General features: G+C 56.0%; 12 protein-coding genes. 3 read left to right on the forward strand and 9 right to left on the reverse strand.

Annotated features, from left to right (window positions below; translation table 11 throughout):
- Positions 1-65 precede the first annotated feature (65 nt).
- Positions 66-1,019, forward strand: coding sequence for an aldo/keto reductase (locus FCL49_RS20910; protein ID WP_174354983.1), 954 nt, complete (start codon positions 66-68; stop codon positions 1,017-1,019).
- Between the two features lie 24 nt (positions 1,020-1,043).
- Here FCL49_RS20910 and FCL49_RS20915 read toward each other — a convergent pair whose 3' ends face one another.
- Together FCL49_RS20915 and yegD are read right to left on the reverse strand one after the other, a co-directional pair.
- A complete protein-coding gene (locus FCL49_RS20915; RefSeq protein ID WP_174354984.1) occupies positions 1,044-1,610 on the reverse strand; it encodes a GNAT family N-acetyltransferase in 567 nt (188 codons plus the stop codon).
- Positions 1,611-1,762: 152 nt separating this feature from the next.
- Positions 1,763-3,115, reverse strand: coding sequence for a molecular chaperone (gene yegD, locus FCL49_RS20920; protein ID WP_174354985.1), 1,353 nt, complete (start codon positions 3,113-3,115; stop codon positions 1,763-1,765).
- Positions 3,116-3,281: 166 nt separating this feature from the next.
- Here yegD and alkA point away from each other — a divergent pair, with 166 nt between their 5' ends.
- Complete coding sequence (alkA, locus tag FCL49_RS20925) at positions 3,282-4,778, forward strand: DNA-3-methyladenine glycosylase 2 (RefSeq protein ID WP_174354986.1); 1,497 nt, start codon at positions 3,282-3,284, stop codon at positions 4,776-4,778.
- A gap of 5 nt (positions 4,779-4,783) precedes the next feature.
- Here the strand turns inward: alkA and FCL49_RS20930 are convergent, their stop codons facing one another.
- The 5 genes from FCL49_RS20930 to FCL49_RS20945 form a co-directional block, all read right to left on the reverse strand.
- Positions 4,784-5,134: a DNA-binding protein gene (locus FCL49_RS20930; RefSeq protein ID WP_174354987.1), complete on the reverse strand. Its 351-nt coding sequence runs from the start codon at positions 5,132-5,134 to the stop codon at positions 4,784-4,786.
- A 277-nt stretch (positions 5,135-5,411) separates the two neighbouring features.
- A complete protein-coding gene (locus FCL49_RS20935) occupies positions 5,412-7,550 on the reverse strand; it encodes a PAS domain S-box protein (RefSeq protein WP_254611122.1) in 2,139 nt (712 codons plus the stop codon).
- Between the two features lie 9 nt (positions 7,551-7,559).
- Positions 7,560-7,973: an MASE1 domain-containing protein gene (locus tag FCL49_RS24725; protein ID WP_254611123.1), complete on the reverse strand. Its 414-nt coding sequence runs from the start codon at positions 7,971-7,973 to the stop codon at positions 7,560-7,562.
- Between the two features lie 162 nt (positions 7,974-8,135).
- Complete coding sequence (mgtE, locus tag FCL49_RS20940) at positions 8,136-9,569, reverse strand: magnesium transporter (protein ID WP_174354988.1); 1,434 nt, start codon at positions 9,567-9,569, stop codon at positions 8,136-8,138.
- A gap of 190 nt (positions 9,570-9,759) precedes the next feature.
- Entirely contained in the window at positions 9,760-9,939 is a 180-nt protein-coding gene (locus FCL49_RS20945) for a YfgG family protein (protein WP_135317541.1), read from the reverse strand.
- Between the two features lie 398 nt (positions 9,940-10,337).
- Here FCL49_RS20945 and FCL49_RS20950 point away from each other — a divergent pair, with 398 nt between their 5' ends.
- Positions 10,338-12,557, forward strand: coding sequence for an EAL domain-containing protein (locus FCL49_RS20950; RefSeq protein WP_254611124.1), 2,220 nt, complete (start codon positions 10,338-10,340; stop codon positions 12,555-12,557).
- A gap of 33 nt (positions 12,558-12,590) precedes the next feature.
- On the opposite strand, the gene ppx is transcribed toward FCL49_RS20950, so the two are convergent.
- Both ppx and ppk1 read right to left on the reverse strand, forming a co-directional pair.
- The gene (ppx, locus tag FCL49_RS20955) at positions 12,591-14,141 is read right to left on the reverse strand and encodes an exopolyphosphatase (RefSeq protein WP_153859435.1); all 1,551 of its coding nucleotides are present in this window, start codon (positions 14,139-14,141) and stop codon (positions 12,591-12,593) included.
- A 10-nt stretch (positions 14,142-14,151) separates the two neighbouring features.
- Positions 14,152-16,215: a polyphosphate kinase 1 gene (ppk1, locus tag FCL49_RS20960; RefSeq protein WP_174354990.1), complete on the reverse strand. Its 2,064-nt coding sequence runs from the start codon at positions 16,213-16,215 to the stop codon at positions 14,152-14,154.
- Positions 16,216-16,272: the final 57 nt, after the last annotated feature.

A 16,272-nucleotide genomic window follows, 5' to 3' on the forward strand; every position in this document is an offset into this window, starting at 1 on the left:
TTGGCGTATTTTCTGGTTTGGCGTTAATAATTACCATGCGAATCATTATTCCCTTGGAGAATGCAATGAGCAACAGAGAACTGGGCCGTTCGGGCATCAAAGTGCCGGCATTGACCTTCGGCGGTAACGTGTTTGGCTGGACTGCCGATCGCGAAACCTCATTCAGCCTGCTGGATGCGCTGGTGGAGAATCAGCTCAATTTTATCGATACCGCCGACGTGTATTCCAGCTGGGCTCCGGGCAACCAGGGCGGAGAGTCCGAAACTACCATTGGCCAGTGGCTGAAAAAAAGCGGTAAGCGCGAGCAGGTCATCATTGCCACCAAGGTCGGCAAGCCGATGGGCGAAGGCAAACAGGGGCTGTCGCCACGCTATATCCAGCAGGCGGTTGAGGATTCACTGCGTCGTTTGCAGACCGATTATATCGACCTTTATCAGTCACATGATGACGACCGGGACACGCCGCTGGCGGAAACCCTGGCGGCGTTTGATGCGCTGATCAAGGCCGGCAAGGTGAGAGCGATAGGCGCTTCCAACTATCAGGCCGACCGTCTGGAAGAGGCACTGAACGTCAGCCAGCGGGAAGGGTTGGCGCGTTACGAAACCCTGCAGCCGGAATATAACCTGTATGCGCGTGAAGGCTACGAGCAGGGGCTGGAGGCAGTGGCGCAACGCCATGGCTTAGGGGTGATTAACTTCTTCTCGCTGGCCAGCGGTTTCCTGACCGGCAAGTACCGCAGTGAGCAAGATATCGGCAAGAGTCAGCGTGGCGATACTATTATTGAGCGATACCTCAATCCGCGTGGTTTTAATATTTTGACGGCGCTGGATAAGGTTGCGGCGAAACACAACACTTCACCGGCGCAGGTTTCATTGGCCTGGCTGATAGCGCGACCCAGCATCACTGCGCCAATTGTCAGCGCCACTTCGCTAAAGCAGTTGGATGAGTTGGTTAGCGCAACCCGTCTGCGGTTGGATGCTGAGGATATCAGTACCCTGAACCAGGCCAGCGCCTGGTAATCTTACCAACAGCGGCTGGCGGGGTTAGATGTGGAATTTATCCCGCCAGGTTTGTTGCGCCAGCCGATACAGTATATGTTTTTGCAGCGGATGGCCCTGCGGCAGCCGTGGGTGCAGGAAACTTTCGTCACGGGACGTCATGCCAATACGTTCCATAACCCGGCGCGATGGCTGGTTGGTCTCGGCGGTGAAAGATACCACTTCAGCCAAATCCAGCTGTTCGAAAGCGTAGCGCAGTGCGGTGCGGGCGGCCTCAGTGGCGTAGCCTTTGCCCCAGTGCGCTGCCGCTAACCGCCAGCCAATTTCTATGCAGGGGGAGCAGGGCAGATCTTCCGCCGGGATAGCCAGCCCGACAAAGCCGATAAAAGGCGCGCCATCTTTTTCTTCCACCGCCCATAAACCCCAGCCGTTTTGTTGCATGTACTGACGAATTTTGTCAGCTTGCGCGTGGCTTTGTTCAGCTGTCAGCGGGGCAGGGAAATAACGCATCACCTGGGGATCGGCATTAAGGGCGGCAAATGCCGGTAGATCTTCGTCACGCCAGGCGCGCAATAGCAACCGGTCACTCTCGAAGGGGAGTATTTCACTCATCGACTTTCCTCCAATAACCAAGTGCCCCGTGGTTTCATTGTAGGGGCGCTGCATGCTGCGCCCAATAGTATAATCAATGGGTTAAATTGGGTCGAACATGTTCGACCCCTACCGTTTAGCCGTTTTTTTGGTTTATCAGCACCCTGAGATCATTAACGGAACAGCGTTTGCGCCCAGCGTGCCAGCCCGGCGGTGACCGAGCCAAAGTCGTTGCCCCCGACGATAGGAATGCCCGGCAACTGCTGTTGCAACGCAGCGCGCAGCAGCGGTGAGCGCGCGCTGCCGCCGGTGAGATAAATCACCTGTGGTGCGGTCTGGCTGCTGGCCAGCGCAGCGCTGACCTGTTCCTGGATGCGCAGTAGCGGCTGCGAAATGGCTTCAGCAAGCTGATCCTGGCTGATGGTTTCCGCCAAATCAGTCTGGACGAAAGCCAGCGGTGCGCTGATGTTTTGCTGCGCGGACAGGGCGATTTTGCTTTCCTCCGCCGCACGCACCAAACGGTAGCTCAGACGTTGCTGGTGGACTTTCAGCAGGCGTTTGACCTTTTCCGGCTCGGCAGCATCGCGGATCAGATCGCGCAGCATGCGGCCGTTGGCGACGCTGTAAAAGTCGTTCTGTGCCGGCACGTCGTTGGTGGCGACCGCGTTCCAGTAAGGTAGCGCAGGCAGGGCGATGCCCTTGCCGGTTTCGCCGCCCATGCCGAACAGTGGCATCAGCTGTTTGAATGCCAGCATGATATCCAGGTCGTTACCGCCCACGCGGCAACCGCTGTGCCCCAACAGGCTTTGCTGGCGATCGGCGCGGTCACGCCATTGTGGCCCCATCAGCAGCACCGAACAGTCGGTGGTACCGCCGCCGATGTCTACCACCAGCACGGTTTTCTCTTCGGTCAGCGTGGCTTCGAAGTCCAGGCCTGCCGCGACCGGTTCGAACTGGAATTCAATGTCTTTGAACCCGGCACGCTCGGCAGCGCGTTGCAAAATGCCCTGCGCCTGCTGGTTGGCATCTTCACCGCCCATGCCCTGGAAGTTGATCGGGCGACCGATGACCGCCTGACTGATGCTGTCCTGCAGGACGTTTTCCGCCTGGCGCTTGATGTGGAACATCATGGCGCACACCAGATCTTCAAACAGTGCGATCTGCTGTGGCTTCAGGCCGTTGGCACCGAGGAAGGATTTCGGTGAGCGAACAAAATATACCTCTTCCGGATCTTCAACGTAGTGTGCCAGCGCTTGCAGGCCGAACAGTACGCTGTTGCTGGCGACCGGGATATCTTCTTCACGGTTGTAGTTGATCGCCCGGCGCAGCAGTTGCTGGTTCTCTTCGCTGCCGGTGGGGACTTGCCAGTGACGGTGCAAACACTCGCTCACGGCTTCACGCGTCGGTGCGCACAGCATCGACGGTAGATAGGGTTCGTTGTTTTCCAACGTCAGCAGCTCGGGGCCGTTATCACGCATCACTGCAACGGAACAGTTGGCCGTTCCGTAATCGAATCCAATAAACATGTCTTTTCTCACTCCCCATGCCGATGAAGGGGGGCGACTTTACCCGAGACTTGCCCCTCGGGCAACGTGCTAGCGCATAACAGACGAAAATTTTAGCGGCGAACGGGAGCGCGTGCTTAACTTAATGTCCGAATCCCGCACGTCAGCGCAGCAGCCGAGCCGCATAATGAACAAAAAACTGACCCCGAGCCTAGCCATGAAAAACCAGCAACAGGCGCTGTATCAGGCACTGAGTGCGCGCGATCGCAAATTCGACGGCCGCTTTTTTGTCGGCGTTTCTTCGACCGGCATTTATTGCCGCCCGGTGTGCAGTGCCCGCACGCCGAAAATAGAGAACTGTACCTTTTACCCGAGCGCCGCGGCGGCGGAGCTGGCCGGGTTTCGGCCCTGTCTTAAGTGTCGGCCGGAATTGGCGCCGGGGCTGGCGTTGATTGATCTGGGCAATCGCTATGCTCAGGTCGCGGTACAGCTGATTGAACAGGGCTATCTGTCAGAGCACAGCTGCGAGCAACTGGCTGCACGCTTGGGCATTTCCGACCGTCACCTGCGGCGTATCTTTGCCGACCAGTTTGGTGCATCGCCGATTGATTACGCCCAGTCGCACCGGCTGTTACAGGCCAAACGGCTGCTGGCGGATACCGATATGCCGCTGAGTGAGGTAGCGTTTGCCGCCGGTTTCGGCAGCCTGCGGCGTTTCAACGAGTTGTTCAAGGCACGCTATCGGCTGATCCCCTCGGCGCTGCGCAGCAGCAGCGGCCGCAATGAACGCACCGTAGCCAGCGGGCTGGTATTTCATCTGGGTTACCGGCCGCCCTATGACTGGCCGCGTATGTTGAGCTTTTTGCAAACTCGTGCGGTGAGCGGGGTGGAAAAAGTGGAAGGGCAGCAGTATCTGCGGGCGATCGCGATTACTCAGGGCGGTATTGATTATCACGGCTGGGTCAGCGTGCAGCCGGAGGAGAGTCACAATCGGGTGCGGGTGGAGATTGCCCCAGCCCTCAGCCGGGTGACCACGGAAGTGCTGCGTCGCATCCGCCAACTGTTTGACCTCGATGCGGCACCAGATCTGATCGTTCAGGCTTTGGGGCTGCTTGCTGCCGATGCGCCGGGTCTGCGCTTGCCCGGCTGCGTCAACAGCTTTGAACAGGCGACCCGGGCGGTGCTCGGGCAGCTGGTCAGCGTCAAGATGGCGGCGACCTTTGCCGGACGCATGGCTGAACGCTGGGGTATGCCGCTGGAACAGCCTTACGCCGGTATTACTCATGTGTTTCCCAACGCTGAGCAAATTGCACAACTGCAACCCGAAGAGCTGCGTCCGTTGGGGGTGCAATTGAAACGCGCAGCGGCGATTATCGCCATCGCGCGGGCGGTCACCGAAGGGCGGTTACAGTTGGAAAACGTGCTGGATATTGAGCAAGGGATCAAGGCGTTGACCGCGTTGCCGGGGATTGGCAGTTGGACCGCCAGTTACATCGCCATGCGCGCCTGGTCATGGCCGGACGTGTTTCTGACAGGGGATTATCTGATCAAACAGCGCTTTCCTGGGATGACGCCACGCCAGATTGAAAACTATGCCGAACGCTGGCGGCCGTGGCGCTCCTACGCCACGCTGCATCTGTGGCATAACCCGGATTGGGCACCGTCAGCGGACACCGACGGGTAGCCGCGTTATTCTTTGGTGGCAATAAGCGCCAGCAGGCTGTCGATCCCTTCACGCATCAGGAAGGTGAGTACTTTCTCACGTTCGCTCTCGCTCAGGTGATAGTAATACTCCACCCAAACTGCCAGCGGATCCTGGCGTTCAACCTGATATTCAGCGGGATCTTCTTGCAGTACCAACAGGCTGCGCGCGCCGATCGGCAGGCTGTTGATGTGGTATTCCACCGCTTTGCCCTGCACGCCTTTTCGACGGCGACTGATCCAGCCTTCGCGGCGGGCCATCAAATTGATTCCCTGCGGCGAGGAGGGCAGTCCTGCAATGCCGGTAAGCTCTCTGGCGGCAAACCACTCGTTTTTCATAGCCATTATCCCTGAGCAATCACGTTTATAGATGGTGGTGGAAATTAACGCGCGTGCTGATTTCCGTATCGAGGTATTGTTCAAACGATTAACTTTAACTCGTTAGTTATACCACTAACCTCAGGCAGGCTAAGCAAAAAAAATGTGACAGGGAGCATGGGCCAATGCTACCAAGGCCCGAAAGGCAGGGGAGTTCTGTGGGATAAAGAGGATTAGCGAATGCCGCCATAACCCCCGCAATGAGTCAGGGGGGTAGCGTCACTGGCAAGGTCTTGCGCTAGTTTCTGTGGTGTGGCGCGGCGGGGTGCGCCTGGTATAAATAGACCTGCCCACGGCCCTGATGCTTGGCGGTATAGCAAGCGATGTCAGCCTGTGCCAGCAGTTCGGTACTCTTGCCGCTGTCGCTATCGATAAGGGTGATGCCGGCGCTGGCCCCCACGTGATAAATCTTGCCTTCCCAATAAAACGGATGCTGACTGATGTGGTTGACCAACTGCTGCATCAGGGACTTGGCCTGCTGGTACGGACAGTCAAACAGGATTAATCCGAACTCATCGCCCCCGAGCCGCGCCAGACAATCGTTGTGGCGCAGGTGGTGTTGCATCAGTTTTGAGATATCTCTCAGCAAGGCATCGCCAGCCGCATGACCGGCGCTGTCATTGACCGCTTTGAAACGGTCGAGATCGAGGAACACCAGGGCATGCTGCCGTTGCTGCCCGGCGACGTCGGCGATGGCTTTTTTTAGCCGTTTCTCAAAGCTGGCCCGATTGGGCAGGGTGGTCAGGTCATCGTGAGAGGCGTTGTAACTCAGTTTCCGCATCAGTTCGCGAGAGGCGGTGACATCTTGCAGCACCATCACCGCGCCCATGACTTCATCATTGAGAGTTTTCAGCAGCGATACCGATTGTTGAATATCGAAGTGGCGACCATCACGGCTGTGCAGCACCAGGGCATAATCCGCTGAAAGTTGACGACCTTCCTGCAGGCAGCACTGAACCGGGTTTTCGACTTCCGGGCCATCTTTGCCGTGGGTCATGCGTACCACCCCGGCAATCGGCATGCCGACTGCCAGGCTCAGTGGCCAGCCACACATCTGCTCGGCTACCGGGTTCATAAAGGTAATCTGCATCGCGTCGTTGGTTGAGATCACACCTTCACCGATGGCGTCGAGGGTGGTGTGCAGGCGCTCTTTCTCCTGGTGCAATGCTTCGGTCAGATTGCGCACTTCCGTCATGTCAATATTGGTGCCAATCATGCGTAACGCCTTGCCCTCACCGTCCAGAATGACGTTGCCCTGGCCGCGGATATGACGCACTTTCCCCTGGCGAGTGAGTAGCCGGAATTCCAGGATAAACGGCCGTGGCTGGTCCAGCAAAGAGGACATTTCATGGTCGGTACGCTCGCGATCTTCCGGCAGCAACCGCGCCCGCCAGAGTGACAGCGTCGGTTTCTGGTCTGGGCCAAGGTCATAAAGTTCAAACATGCGCTTGTCCCAGATGCGCTCTTCGCCATCCATCATCCACTCCCAAACGCCGATCCCCCCGACCTGATTAGCCAGGGTGATACGTTCTACCAGACGATGATTTTCCGCTGCGGTGCGTTTCAGTTCGCTGATGTCTTCCACCTGGGAAATAAAATACAGCGGCAGCCCTTCAGCATCGCGCACCAGCGATACCGCCAGCAGCGCCCAGACATGTTCGCCATCACTGCGGATATAGCGTTTTTCCAGGGTATAGCTGCTGATATGGCCGTCGAGCAGGTCATGCAACTGCACCAAATCGGCATTCAGATCGTCCGGGTGGGTGATTTCCTGAAACGTCAGCCGTCGCAACGCTTCCGGGGTATACCCCAACAGTTTGCACAGCGCCTGATTGACCTGCAGCCATTTCCCCTGTGGCGACACCAACGCCATGCCGATGGCGGAATACTCCAGCGCATTACGAAAACGGGTTTCACTCTCGACGATATGCTGTTTCTCTACCCGAAAGGAGTGCATTACCATCGCCATAGAATGCGCCGGGATCAGAATCAACAGGATTGGCAGATAGATTACGATGTCGCCGAGCGGGGTGGTGGGGGCACGAAAATGCAACAGCCCGAATGAGATCATCAGCGTGGTGCAAAAGCAGACGGTAAAGGTTTCCAGCCGTGGCAAAGCGATCGCCGCCCACAGTAACGGAAGAATGACGAAGGTGAACGGAAAGGGCAGATAGGTCAGCGCCAGATAACAAAAAACCAGCGACGCTATCAGCACCAGCAACAAGGGAAATGGGTTCAGCTGTTCCAGCATGCGGCGGCGGTACACCAGCCCAATAGGCGTTAGCGACAGCACGCCGATGGCTTCTGAAATAAACCAGGTGTTGAACGGCTGCCAGAAGCTTTGTCCGGGGGCAGGAACCCACCAGGCGGCCAGCAAGGCGCTGAATTACGGGGTGAAAATTACCGCGCAAACCACAAATTTCAACCAACTGGCCAGGCTATTTATTGGGTCGTCCGGCAACAGCATACGGCGCAGCAACAAAGTACAGGTACCGGCTTCCAGCAGGTTGATCAACGACAGTTTGACCGGTAGCCAGCTAAAGCCATACAGCAGCGTGCTGGCGGTGACGATGGCGGCTCCGCTGGCCAACAAGGGCAAGCCCCATTGTTGCGGCGGGTAACGATACAGCACCGTGATGATGGCGGCGGTCGGGAACCACAACGGGGTAAAATGGCTGGACTCACTGGAGAGTGCCAGGCACAGCAGCGCCAACAGGAAAACCACAGCGGCTGCCAGCAACGTATGCGTCAGCAGCGCGCCCTTGCGCGTGGTGAGATGATTCGGTGCGCTGATATCCATAGACAACCTTAACGCTGGCGTCTGTCACTGAACGACGTCATGACGCGGATGAGGTGGAAAGTTCATTGCCAAAGGGTAGTACAGCGCGGCAATAAAGCCTACTGAATCAGGCGGTTTTAGTGAGCTGTTTCAAATGCCGGCGTTGTCGCCGGCCTTCAGGATTCAGAGCAGGAAGAGGGTGGCCAGACCGAGGAAAATAAAGAAGCCGCCGGTGTCGGTTAGCGCGGTAATCAGAACGCTGGAACCGACTGCCGGATCGCGTCCCATTTTTAGCATGGTCATCGGGATCACCACTCCCATCAGCGCCGCCACCAGCAGGTTGAGGATCATCGCCAGCGTCATTACGCCGCCCATCGCCCAGTCGCCATACAACAGCCAGGTGACTATCCCCATGATACCGCCCCAGACCACGCCGTTGATGATGGCGACGCCCAGTTCCCTGAACATCAGGCGCGAGATATTACCGACTTCAATTTGGTGCAGCGCCAGTGCGCGGACAATCATGGTGATGGTCTGGTTGCCGGTGTTGCCACCGATACCGGCGACGATCGGCATCAATGCCGCCAACGCCACCAGTTGCGAAATAGTGTGTTCAAACAGGCCGATAACGCGTGACGCGATAAATGCGGTACACAGGTTGATCGCCAGCCAGGCCCAACGGGTTTTCACCGCTTTGCTGACCGGGGCAAACACGTCTTCTTCCGGGCTTAAGCCCCCCATGCGGCGCAGGTTGCTGTCGCTTTCCTCGTTGACCACGTCAACGATTTCTTCAATGGTTAAACGCCCCATCAGCTTGCCTTTGGCATCGACCACCGGGGCGCTGATCAGGTCATAACGTTCGAACGCACTGGCCGCGGCCTCGGCTTTCTCTTCCGGCAAAAAACGGGTGGGATCGCTGTCCATCACCGCCTGTACCGGTGTTTCCGGATCGTTGAGCAGCACCGCGGTGAGCGGCAACTCGCCGAGCAGGGTATTTTTACGATCGGTGACAAAAAGTTTATCGGTGGCCGCCGGTATGGTTTTGCGCAGGCGCAGGAAGCGATGCACCGCACCGAGGGTGACGTCCGGGCGTACCGTGACCAGTTCAAAATCCATCATCCAGCCGACGGTGTCCTTGCCGTAGTGGATCATCTCGCGCACCTGGGCGCGCTGTTCCGGCTCCATCGAGGTCAGCAGGCGACCCATCAGGTTACGTGGCAGGTATTGCGCCAGATAGGCCTGTTCATCAACGTCCAGCGTTTTGATCGCTTTGAGCAGGTCTTTATCGCTCATTTCTTCGATCAGGCTGTCCCACACCGGTTCTGCGACTTCCACCAGTGCCTGGCCGCGTTTGGCATTACCCACCAGCCGCCACAATGCCAGACGTTCGTCCTGCGGCAGCGCTTCGAGCAAGTCAGCCAAATCGGCGGCATGCATATCGTCCAGCATGCCGGTAATTTCAGCGGTTTGGTTGAGCAGCTCATTTTTGCCAAGGGCGTTTTCGTCCCCCGGTCGGCCGAGAATGCCGTCGACCAGATCTTTGTTATTTAACAGCAGAGAAAGAATGCGCTGGCGGTGCTCAGCGACTTTTTGAACATTATGCGTTGCAGCTGACATGGTATTCCTTACTGGCACTCAGGGGTCCTTGCAGACAAGCTCTGAACAACAGAGAGCTTAGTGAATGCAGACGTCATTTTTATGAAATGGCAGCAGAAGCTGAGGAATAAGTAAGGGGCCTGGCATGCCGAAACGCCGGCAGGCTGCTTAACTATTCGCAAGCCCTGCAGAGCAGCTTGGATCTTTGAAATCAGGGGGAGGTGTCCTGTTTTTCGCCACCGGCCTCGGTGGTGGTTTGATAAGGGGCGAGCTTTTTTTCCTGATGATGGGGTACCGCGACCACCGCCGCATACAGCAGACGGCCAACCAAAATGATAAAGCTGACAAACAACACTATTTTTGTCATCTGTCCGGTGGTTTTTTTACGCATATATCACCCGGCATGCCGGTTTCCTGTGTCATTCAACGACGGTGAAAGCCGATAAATTGTAAACGGAATTTTAGCTATCGATGACAAATATTGTCCATTTATTTCCAGTTGGTACAGCCGGATATTTTACTTATGTTTAGTCCGGGTTTCGGTTTGTCTATAAGATCATGGGGTTAAGATAATACTAAAAATAGACTTACACATTTTTACCCAACTTTTCCTTCTTGCTTGATCGCAGTCAAACCCTTGCTGACCCTGGCGCATAAAATTCCACCCCATTCTCCTGTCGCATATGTTACTTTCACTTTGCCTCATGAATGGATAGAGGTACGTAAAGGAACCTGCCTTATTACCTGAACGCGCGAATGGAATTGCGCCCTGACGGACTCGTTATTTTTATGGTTAAGCCAATATTCTGGAAGCATTTACGCGAGCGCTGGTGGGGTTATCCCCTCATCTGGGGCTTGTTGTTGATCCCGTTCGCCGGTTGGCTGTCACCGCGCATTATGCTGTCCGAGGCTAAAGTCTACCTGCTCTATCTGCCACTGGCTGCCTGCATTGCGTTGCTGATGGTTTACGACTGGCGGGCACTGCCGGGCATTACCCTGGCCATCATGTTTCGATACGCGAGCCGACTGGGGCTGGAGATCGGTATATTGGTCACCTCGCTGTACCTGCTTTGCCTGATCCTGTGCTGGTTGGGGTATCGCAGCCAGACTCAGCGTCGCTGGTGTGCGGCTCCCGGCGTACCGGCCCTGGTCAAAGCGAGGTTGATCTGGCTGGTGGTGCTGCCGGCGTTGCTGTTTGTTTTCGGTCTGAAACTGCTGGTCGGTCTGGCACAAGTGCCTGACGAACTGGGGATGATGCCCGGCAATAGTGACTATTTGTTGGCTCTGGTTAATTTTCAGGCGTTGCTGCTAGGCTGTCTGTCCGCTATGCCGCTGTTCTACTTTATGTTGCGTCTGTTGAACAAGCCCAGGTTCGCACTGACGCTGTGGCGACGTTTTGGCCGTGAAATGGCACCTACTGCCGATAAAAAAGAATTGTCCCTGTGGTTGCTGGTGCTGGTCAGCATGGTGGCCTTGCTGTCTTACTACGCCAAAAACGCCCCCCCTTTGCTGCTGGGAGGCTATGGCCTGATATTGTTGCTGCCGGTGATGCTGTACGGTGCGATGCGCTTTGGCTATCAATTCAACTGTATTATCTGGTCTTCGACGCTGCTGGTGCTGTTTTTCCATTATCCCGGTTATGCGCAGCGCGACAATTTATTGCATAACCTGGCGGTCATCTCTTCGATGATGGTGGTGTTTACCCTGTGCATTTACCTGATGTCGGCGCTCAATACCCGCCAGCGGTTAAGTCATGCCAGAGCGCAAAGCGCCGCGCTGCAAGATCCGGTGATTGGTTTGCCTAACCTGCGCGCCCTCAAGCGCGATCTGGCACAGTCACTCCCTTCAACGCTGTGTTTCCTGCGCGTTAGCGAGTTGGATTTGCTGAGCCGCAACTACGGTATGCAGTTGCGCATTCGTTTCAAACAGCAGTTGGCGGCGCTGTTGTATCAGGTACTGGCACCCGGCGAGGGCGTTTATCATCTGCCGGGTTATGACTTATTGCTGCGGGTGGATGGCGAAGACAGCGAAGAAAAGGTTTTGCAGATCTACCGCGCGCTGGAGAAATTCCGTCTGATATGGAATGGTTTGCCACTCCATCCACCGCTGGGGTTAGGTTATTGCAGCGTGAATGCCGATTTCGAGCACCTCTATCTTCTGTTGGGCGAACTTAGCTCGTTGGCCGAAGTATCATTGACCAGCGGCAAACCGGAGAGTGTGCAAAACGGTGGCCAATGGGTGCAGGAGGAGATCAAACACAAAGTCGCGCTACTGCACGGCGTACAGCATTCGCTGGATAACGACGGGTTCATTCTGATGGCGCAGCCGATCGTGGGCCTGCGCGGTGACCGATATCATGAGATTCTGCTGCGCATGCGTGACGTGAGCGGAGAGATCATATCGCCTAATGATTTTCTGCCGGTGGCGCATGAATTCGGCCTGGCCTATCGCCTGGATCTGTGGGTGTTGCGCAATACGCTGAAATTTATGGATCAGTATCGTGTCGAACTGCCCAGTGCGCGCTTTGCGGTTAATCTGTCACCAACTTCGCTGTGCCGACCTATGCTGCGCCACGATGTTAACAGCCTGCTGGAGCAGTACCAGATTGAGCCATACCAACTGACGCTGGAGGTGACCGAATCGCATCTGTTGCAGGATACGGCCTACGCCGGGGCCAACTTGCAGGCACTGCGTGAGATGGGGTGTCGCATTGCGCTGGATGACTTTGGCACCGGCTATGCCAGTTACGATCGGCTGAAGATGCTGCCGGTCGACATGTTGAAAATCGACGGCAGTTTCGTGCGCGACATGCTGACCAATCCGGTGGATTTCCAGGTGATTACGTCTATCTGCAAGGTTGCGCGCATGAAGCGGCTGACGATAGTGGCGGAATATGTGGAAAGCATGGAGCAGTTGGTCGCGCTGAAAGGGGTTGGCGTGGATTATATGCAGGGCTATTTCATCGGCGAGCCACAGCCCTTGCTGGCGCTGTTACCAACACCGCGTTGAGTGTTGCCCCCCGACAGGCAGGGGGCGACAGACTCAGGCAGAGCGTTGCTCGTTTTGGGTATCTTCTTCTTCGCAAATCAGCTTCCAGCCGACGACGTCATTCCAGTAGGCCTGTTCACGTTCGAGATCCAGTTGCACCAGGTTGTTTAACGCCAGATAACCGGCCGGGAAACGCAGCGTCCAGTGATTATCGTCGGTACTCAGGCGCAGCGTCTCGGGGGTGGTGGTCGACTGACGCTGGTTGTTGAGCAGGGTGCTCAAACGCAGCAGTTGGATCAACGGCAGGTAATGCTTTTTCTTGAACAGGTTCAGCCGCGGCAGTTCTTCCAGCTTGATCCCCTTGCGGTGGAAACGCACCAGCGCCGCCAGCAGCAACTGCTGCTCCTGATTAAAGCCAGGCAGGTTGGTGTTTTGCAGAATATAGGCCGAGTGGCGATGCATGCCGCTGTGGTTGATGCTCAACCCCACCTCATGCAGCATGGCGGCCCATTTCAATAGCGCTTCCAACTGCGGATTTGCCAGCTTGGTGTTTTGCGCCATCCACTGGGCGTACAGCAGCTCGGTGGTTTCCAGCACTCGCTTGGCCTGCTCACGATCGATATTGTAGTGATCGGCCAGGCTTTTGGCGGTACGGCTGCGGATGTCCTGATGGCGGAAACGGCCCTCCATCTCGTACAGCACGCCTTCGCGCAGTGCACCGTCGGAAAGACGCAGATCGCGGATTGCCAGCGCGTCGAACACGCCGCACAAGATGGCCAGACCCGGTACAAACACCGACTGACGGTCTTCCGATAGCCCCGGCAGGCTCAGCGAACTGAAGCTTTTAAACTGTAATACCTGTTCCGCCAGCATTTCCAGGCGTTCCAGGGTGATCAGGCCATCTTTTTCACCCATCTCCACCAGCACTTCGTGCGCGGCCTTGATAGTGCCGGAGGCACCCAATGCGTATTGCCAACCCTGAATACGGTACTGCCAGGCCAGGGTTTCCAGTTTCTGTGCCGCTGCCAGGCGCGCACGCTTGAAATTGTTTTTGCTGATTTCACCGCCTGGGAAAAACTGCTGAGCAAAGCTGACGCAGCCCATGCGGCGGCTTTCCGCCAGCAGTGGCTCAAAGTCTTCACCGATCACCAGCTCAGTGGAACCCCCACCGATATCGATCACCAGCTTGCGGCCTTTTTCCGGCTGGGTGTGTTCCACGCCCATGAAGATCAGACGTGCTTCTTCCTGCCCGGCGATGATTTCAATCGGGTAGGGGATCACTTTAGCGGCACGTTTGAGGAACACTTCCGCGTTAACGGCCTGACGCAGGGTGTGGGTACCGACGATGGTGACGTTATCCGCCGGGAAACCCTGCAGCCGTTCGGCAAACAGCGCCAGGCAGGCCAGTCCACGTTCTATTGCCTCTTCACTGAGCACATTGTTGCTGTCCAATCCATCGGCGAGGTGGACCCGTTGCTTTAAACGGCCCAATACCTGTAAAGCGCCGTTGACGACGCGGGCAATCACCATATGGAAGCTGTTCGACCCGAGGTCGATGGCAGCAATTTCCTGCGGTTTGTTTGTTGCAGTGCTTTTTAGCGGCATAGTTGCTGGCCTACTGTCCTGGTTGTTCCAGAGCTTTTAAATACTCGTAAATGGCAACCTGAGAACGGACTTTACGGCGATTGCCGCGTGGTACGTACTGGTTACTCAGTTCTTTATCGAGGTAACGCGCCTTGACCGTGTCGCTGAACAGGATTTCCAGAATATCCAGAACCCGTTGTTTCAGCGTTGGATCCAGCAGCGAGACCGCGACTTCGATGCGGTAATCTATGTTACGGGTCATCCAGTCGGCAGAGGACAGATAAACCAGTTTGTCACCTTTGTTTTCGAAAACGTAAACCCGGTCGTGTTCCAGATAGCGGTCGACGATGCTGATTACTTGAATATTGTCACTGATCCCCGGCAGGTTGGGAATCAAAGAACACATCCCTCGCACCAACAGGCGGATTTTTACACCGGCGCCGGATGCGGTATATAACCGATCTACCAGCCCTTTATCCACCAGATTGTTGATTTTCAGCATAATGCCGGCGGGAAGCCCGGCCTCGGCATTGGCAATTTCCCGGTCGATCAACTCATACAGCTTCAGGCGCGAGTTCTGCGGCGACACCATCAGGTTGTCGAAGGTGACCGGCCGGTACGGGTTTTCGATAAAGTTAAACACCCGACGCACTTCGTTGGTGATGCGTGAGTCGGCGGTCAGCAACGAATAGTCGGTATAAATACGCGCGGTTTTCTCGTTAAAGTTGCCGGTACCGATATGAGCATAGCGCACAATCTCGTCGCCTTCACGGCGTGAGATCAGGAACAGTTTGGCGTGGATTTTCAGGCCCGGAGCAGAGAAGATGACGTGCACGCCGGCTTCCGTCAGGCGCTTGGCCCAGTGGATGTTGGCCTCTTCATCAAAACGTGCCTGCAGCTCTACCACCACCGTGACTTTCTTGCCGTTGTGGGCGGCGTGGATCATCGATTCGATAATCCGCGAGTCCTTCGCTACGCGGTAAATATTGATTTTTATCGCCAGCACGCTGGGATCAAATGACGCCTGACGCACCAGTTCCAGCACGTGCTCAAAGGTGTGGTACGGGTAGTAAAGCAGCACGTCCTGTTCGCGGATGGCGTCAAAACCGTTGCGGAACTTTTCGAACCAGGTATGGCGCAGGCGCGGCAGTGGTTTGTTGACCAGATTGGCCTTGCCGACGTTCGGGAAGCCGATAAAGTCTTTAAAGTTATGATAGCGGCCACCGGCGATCACCGAATCGTAGTTGGAGATACCCAGCTTGCCGCGCAGCAGCTCCACCATTTCATTTGGCATGTCACGCTGATAAACAAAACGTACCGGCTCGGCGGTCAGGCGCTGTTTCAGGCTGGAGGACATCAGTTCCAGCAGGCTCGATTCCATCTCGGTAACCAGATCGTATTCCGCGTCGCGGGTCATTTTCATCGAATAGGCATTGAGCGCGTCGTAGTCGAAGAAGCCCTTGAAAATATCGTCCAGGCAGTAGCGCAGAATGTTGTCCAGCAGGATCATCGGTTTGCGACGGCGCGGGGCTTCCGGCGGCAGGTTGACGAAGCGCGGCACCTTGTCGGACGGGATCTCCAGCAGCGCGTACTCGATATGAACGCCACGGATAATCTCTACCGCCAGATAGGTGTAATCGTCTTTCAGGAACTGCACCAGGTTGGTTTCGTGGTTGATCAGGATGGGCGTGATGTGCTGACGCAGATGCTGCTTGAAGTATTGTCGCAGCCAGATTTGCTGGTTCTCCGACACCTGACGTTCGTTGATCAGGAAGATCTGATTACGCGCCATTTCCAGCAGCAAATCGTTATACAGGCTGTCGAATTCCTGATCGGTTTTTAATACCTTGGCCTGGATCTTTTTCAGCAGATGGCGTGAAGCGCCGCCAGAGCCTTGCTCTTCGCTGATCAGAATGCGTCGTTTGAGATCGGCAAAGCGGACCTTATAGAACTCGTCAAGGTTATTGGAGTAAATGCCCAGAAAACGCATGCGCTCAATCAGGGGATTGCTCTTATCTGCGGCTTCCTGCAATACGCGTTCATTAAAGGATAACCAGCTTAGTTCTTTTTCGATGTAGAGCTTTTCCTGACCCATTGCCACTCCAGTTCAATTTTAGAAAAGGATCCGGGACGCAGCCCGGATGCCGCTTCA

The organism is Serratia proteamaculans, assembly GCF_013337185.1.
Classification (GTDB): domain Bacteria; phylum Pseudomonadota; class Gammaproteobacteria; order Enterobacterales; family Enterobacteriaceae; genus Serratia; species Serratia proteamaculans_D.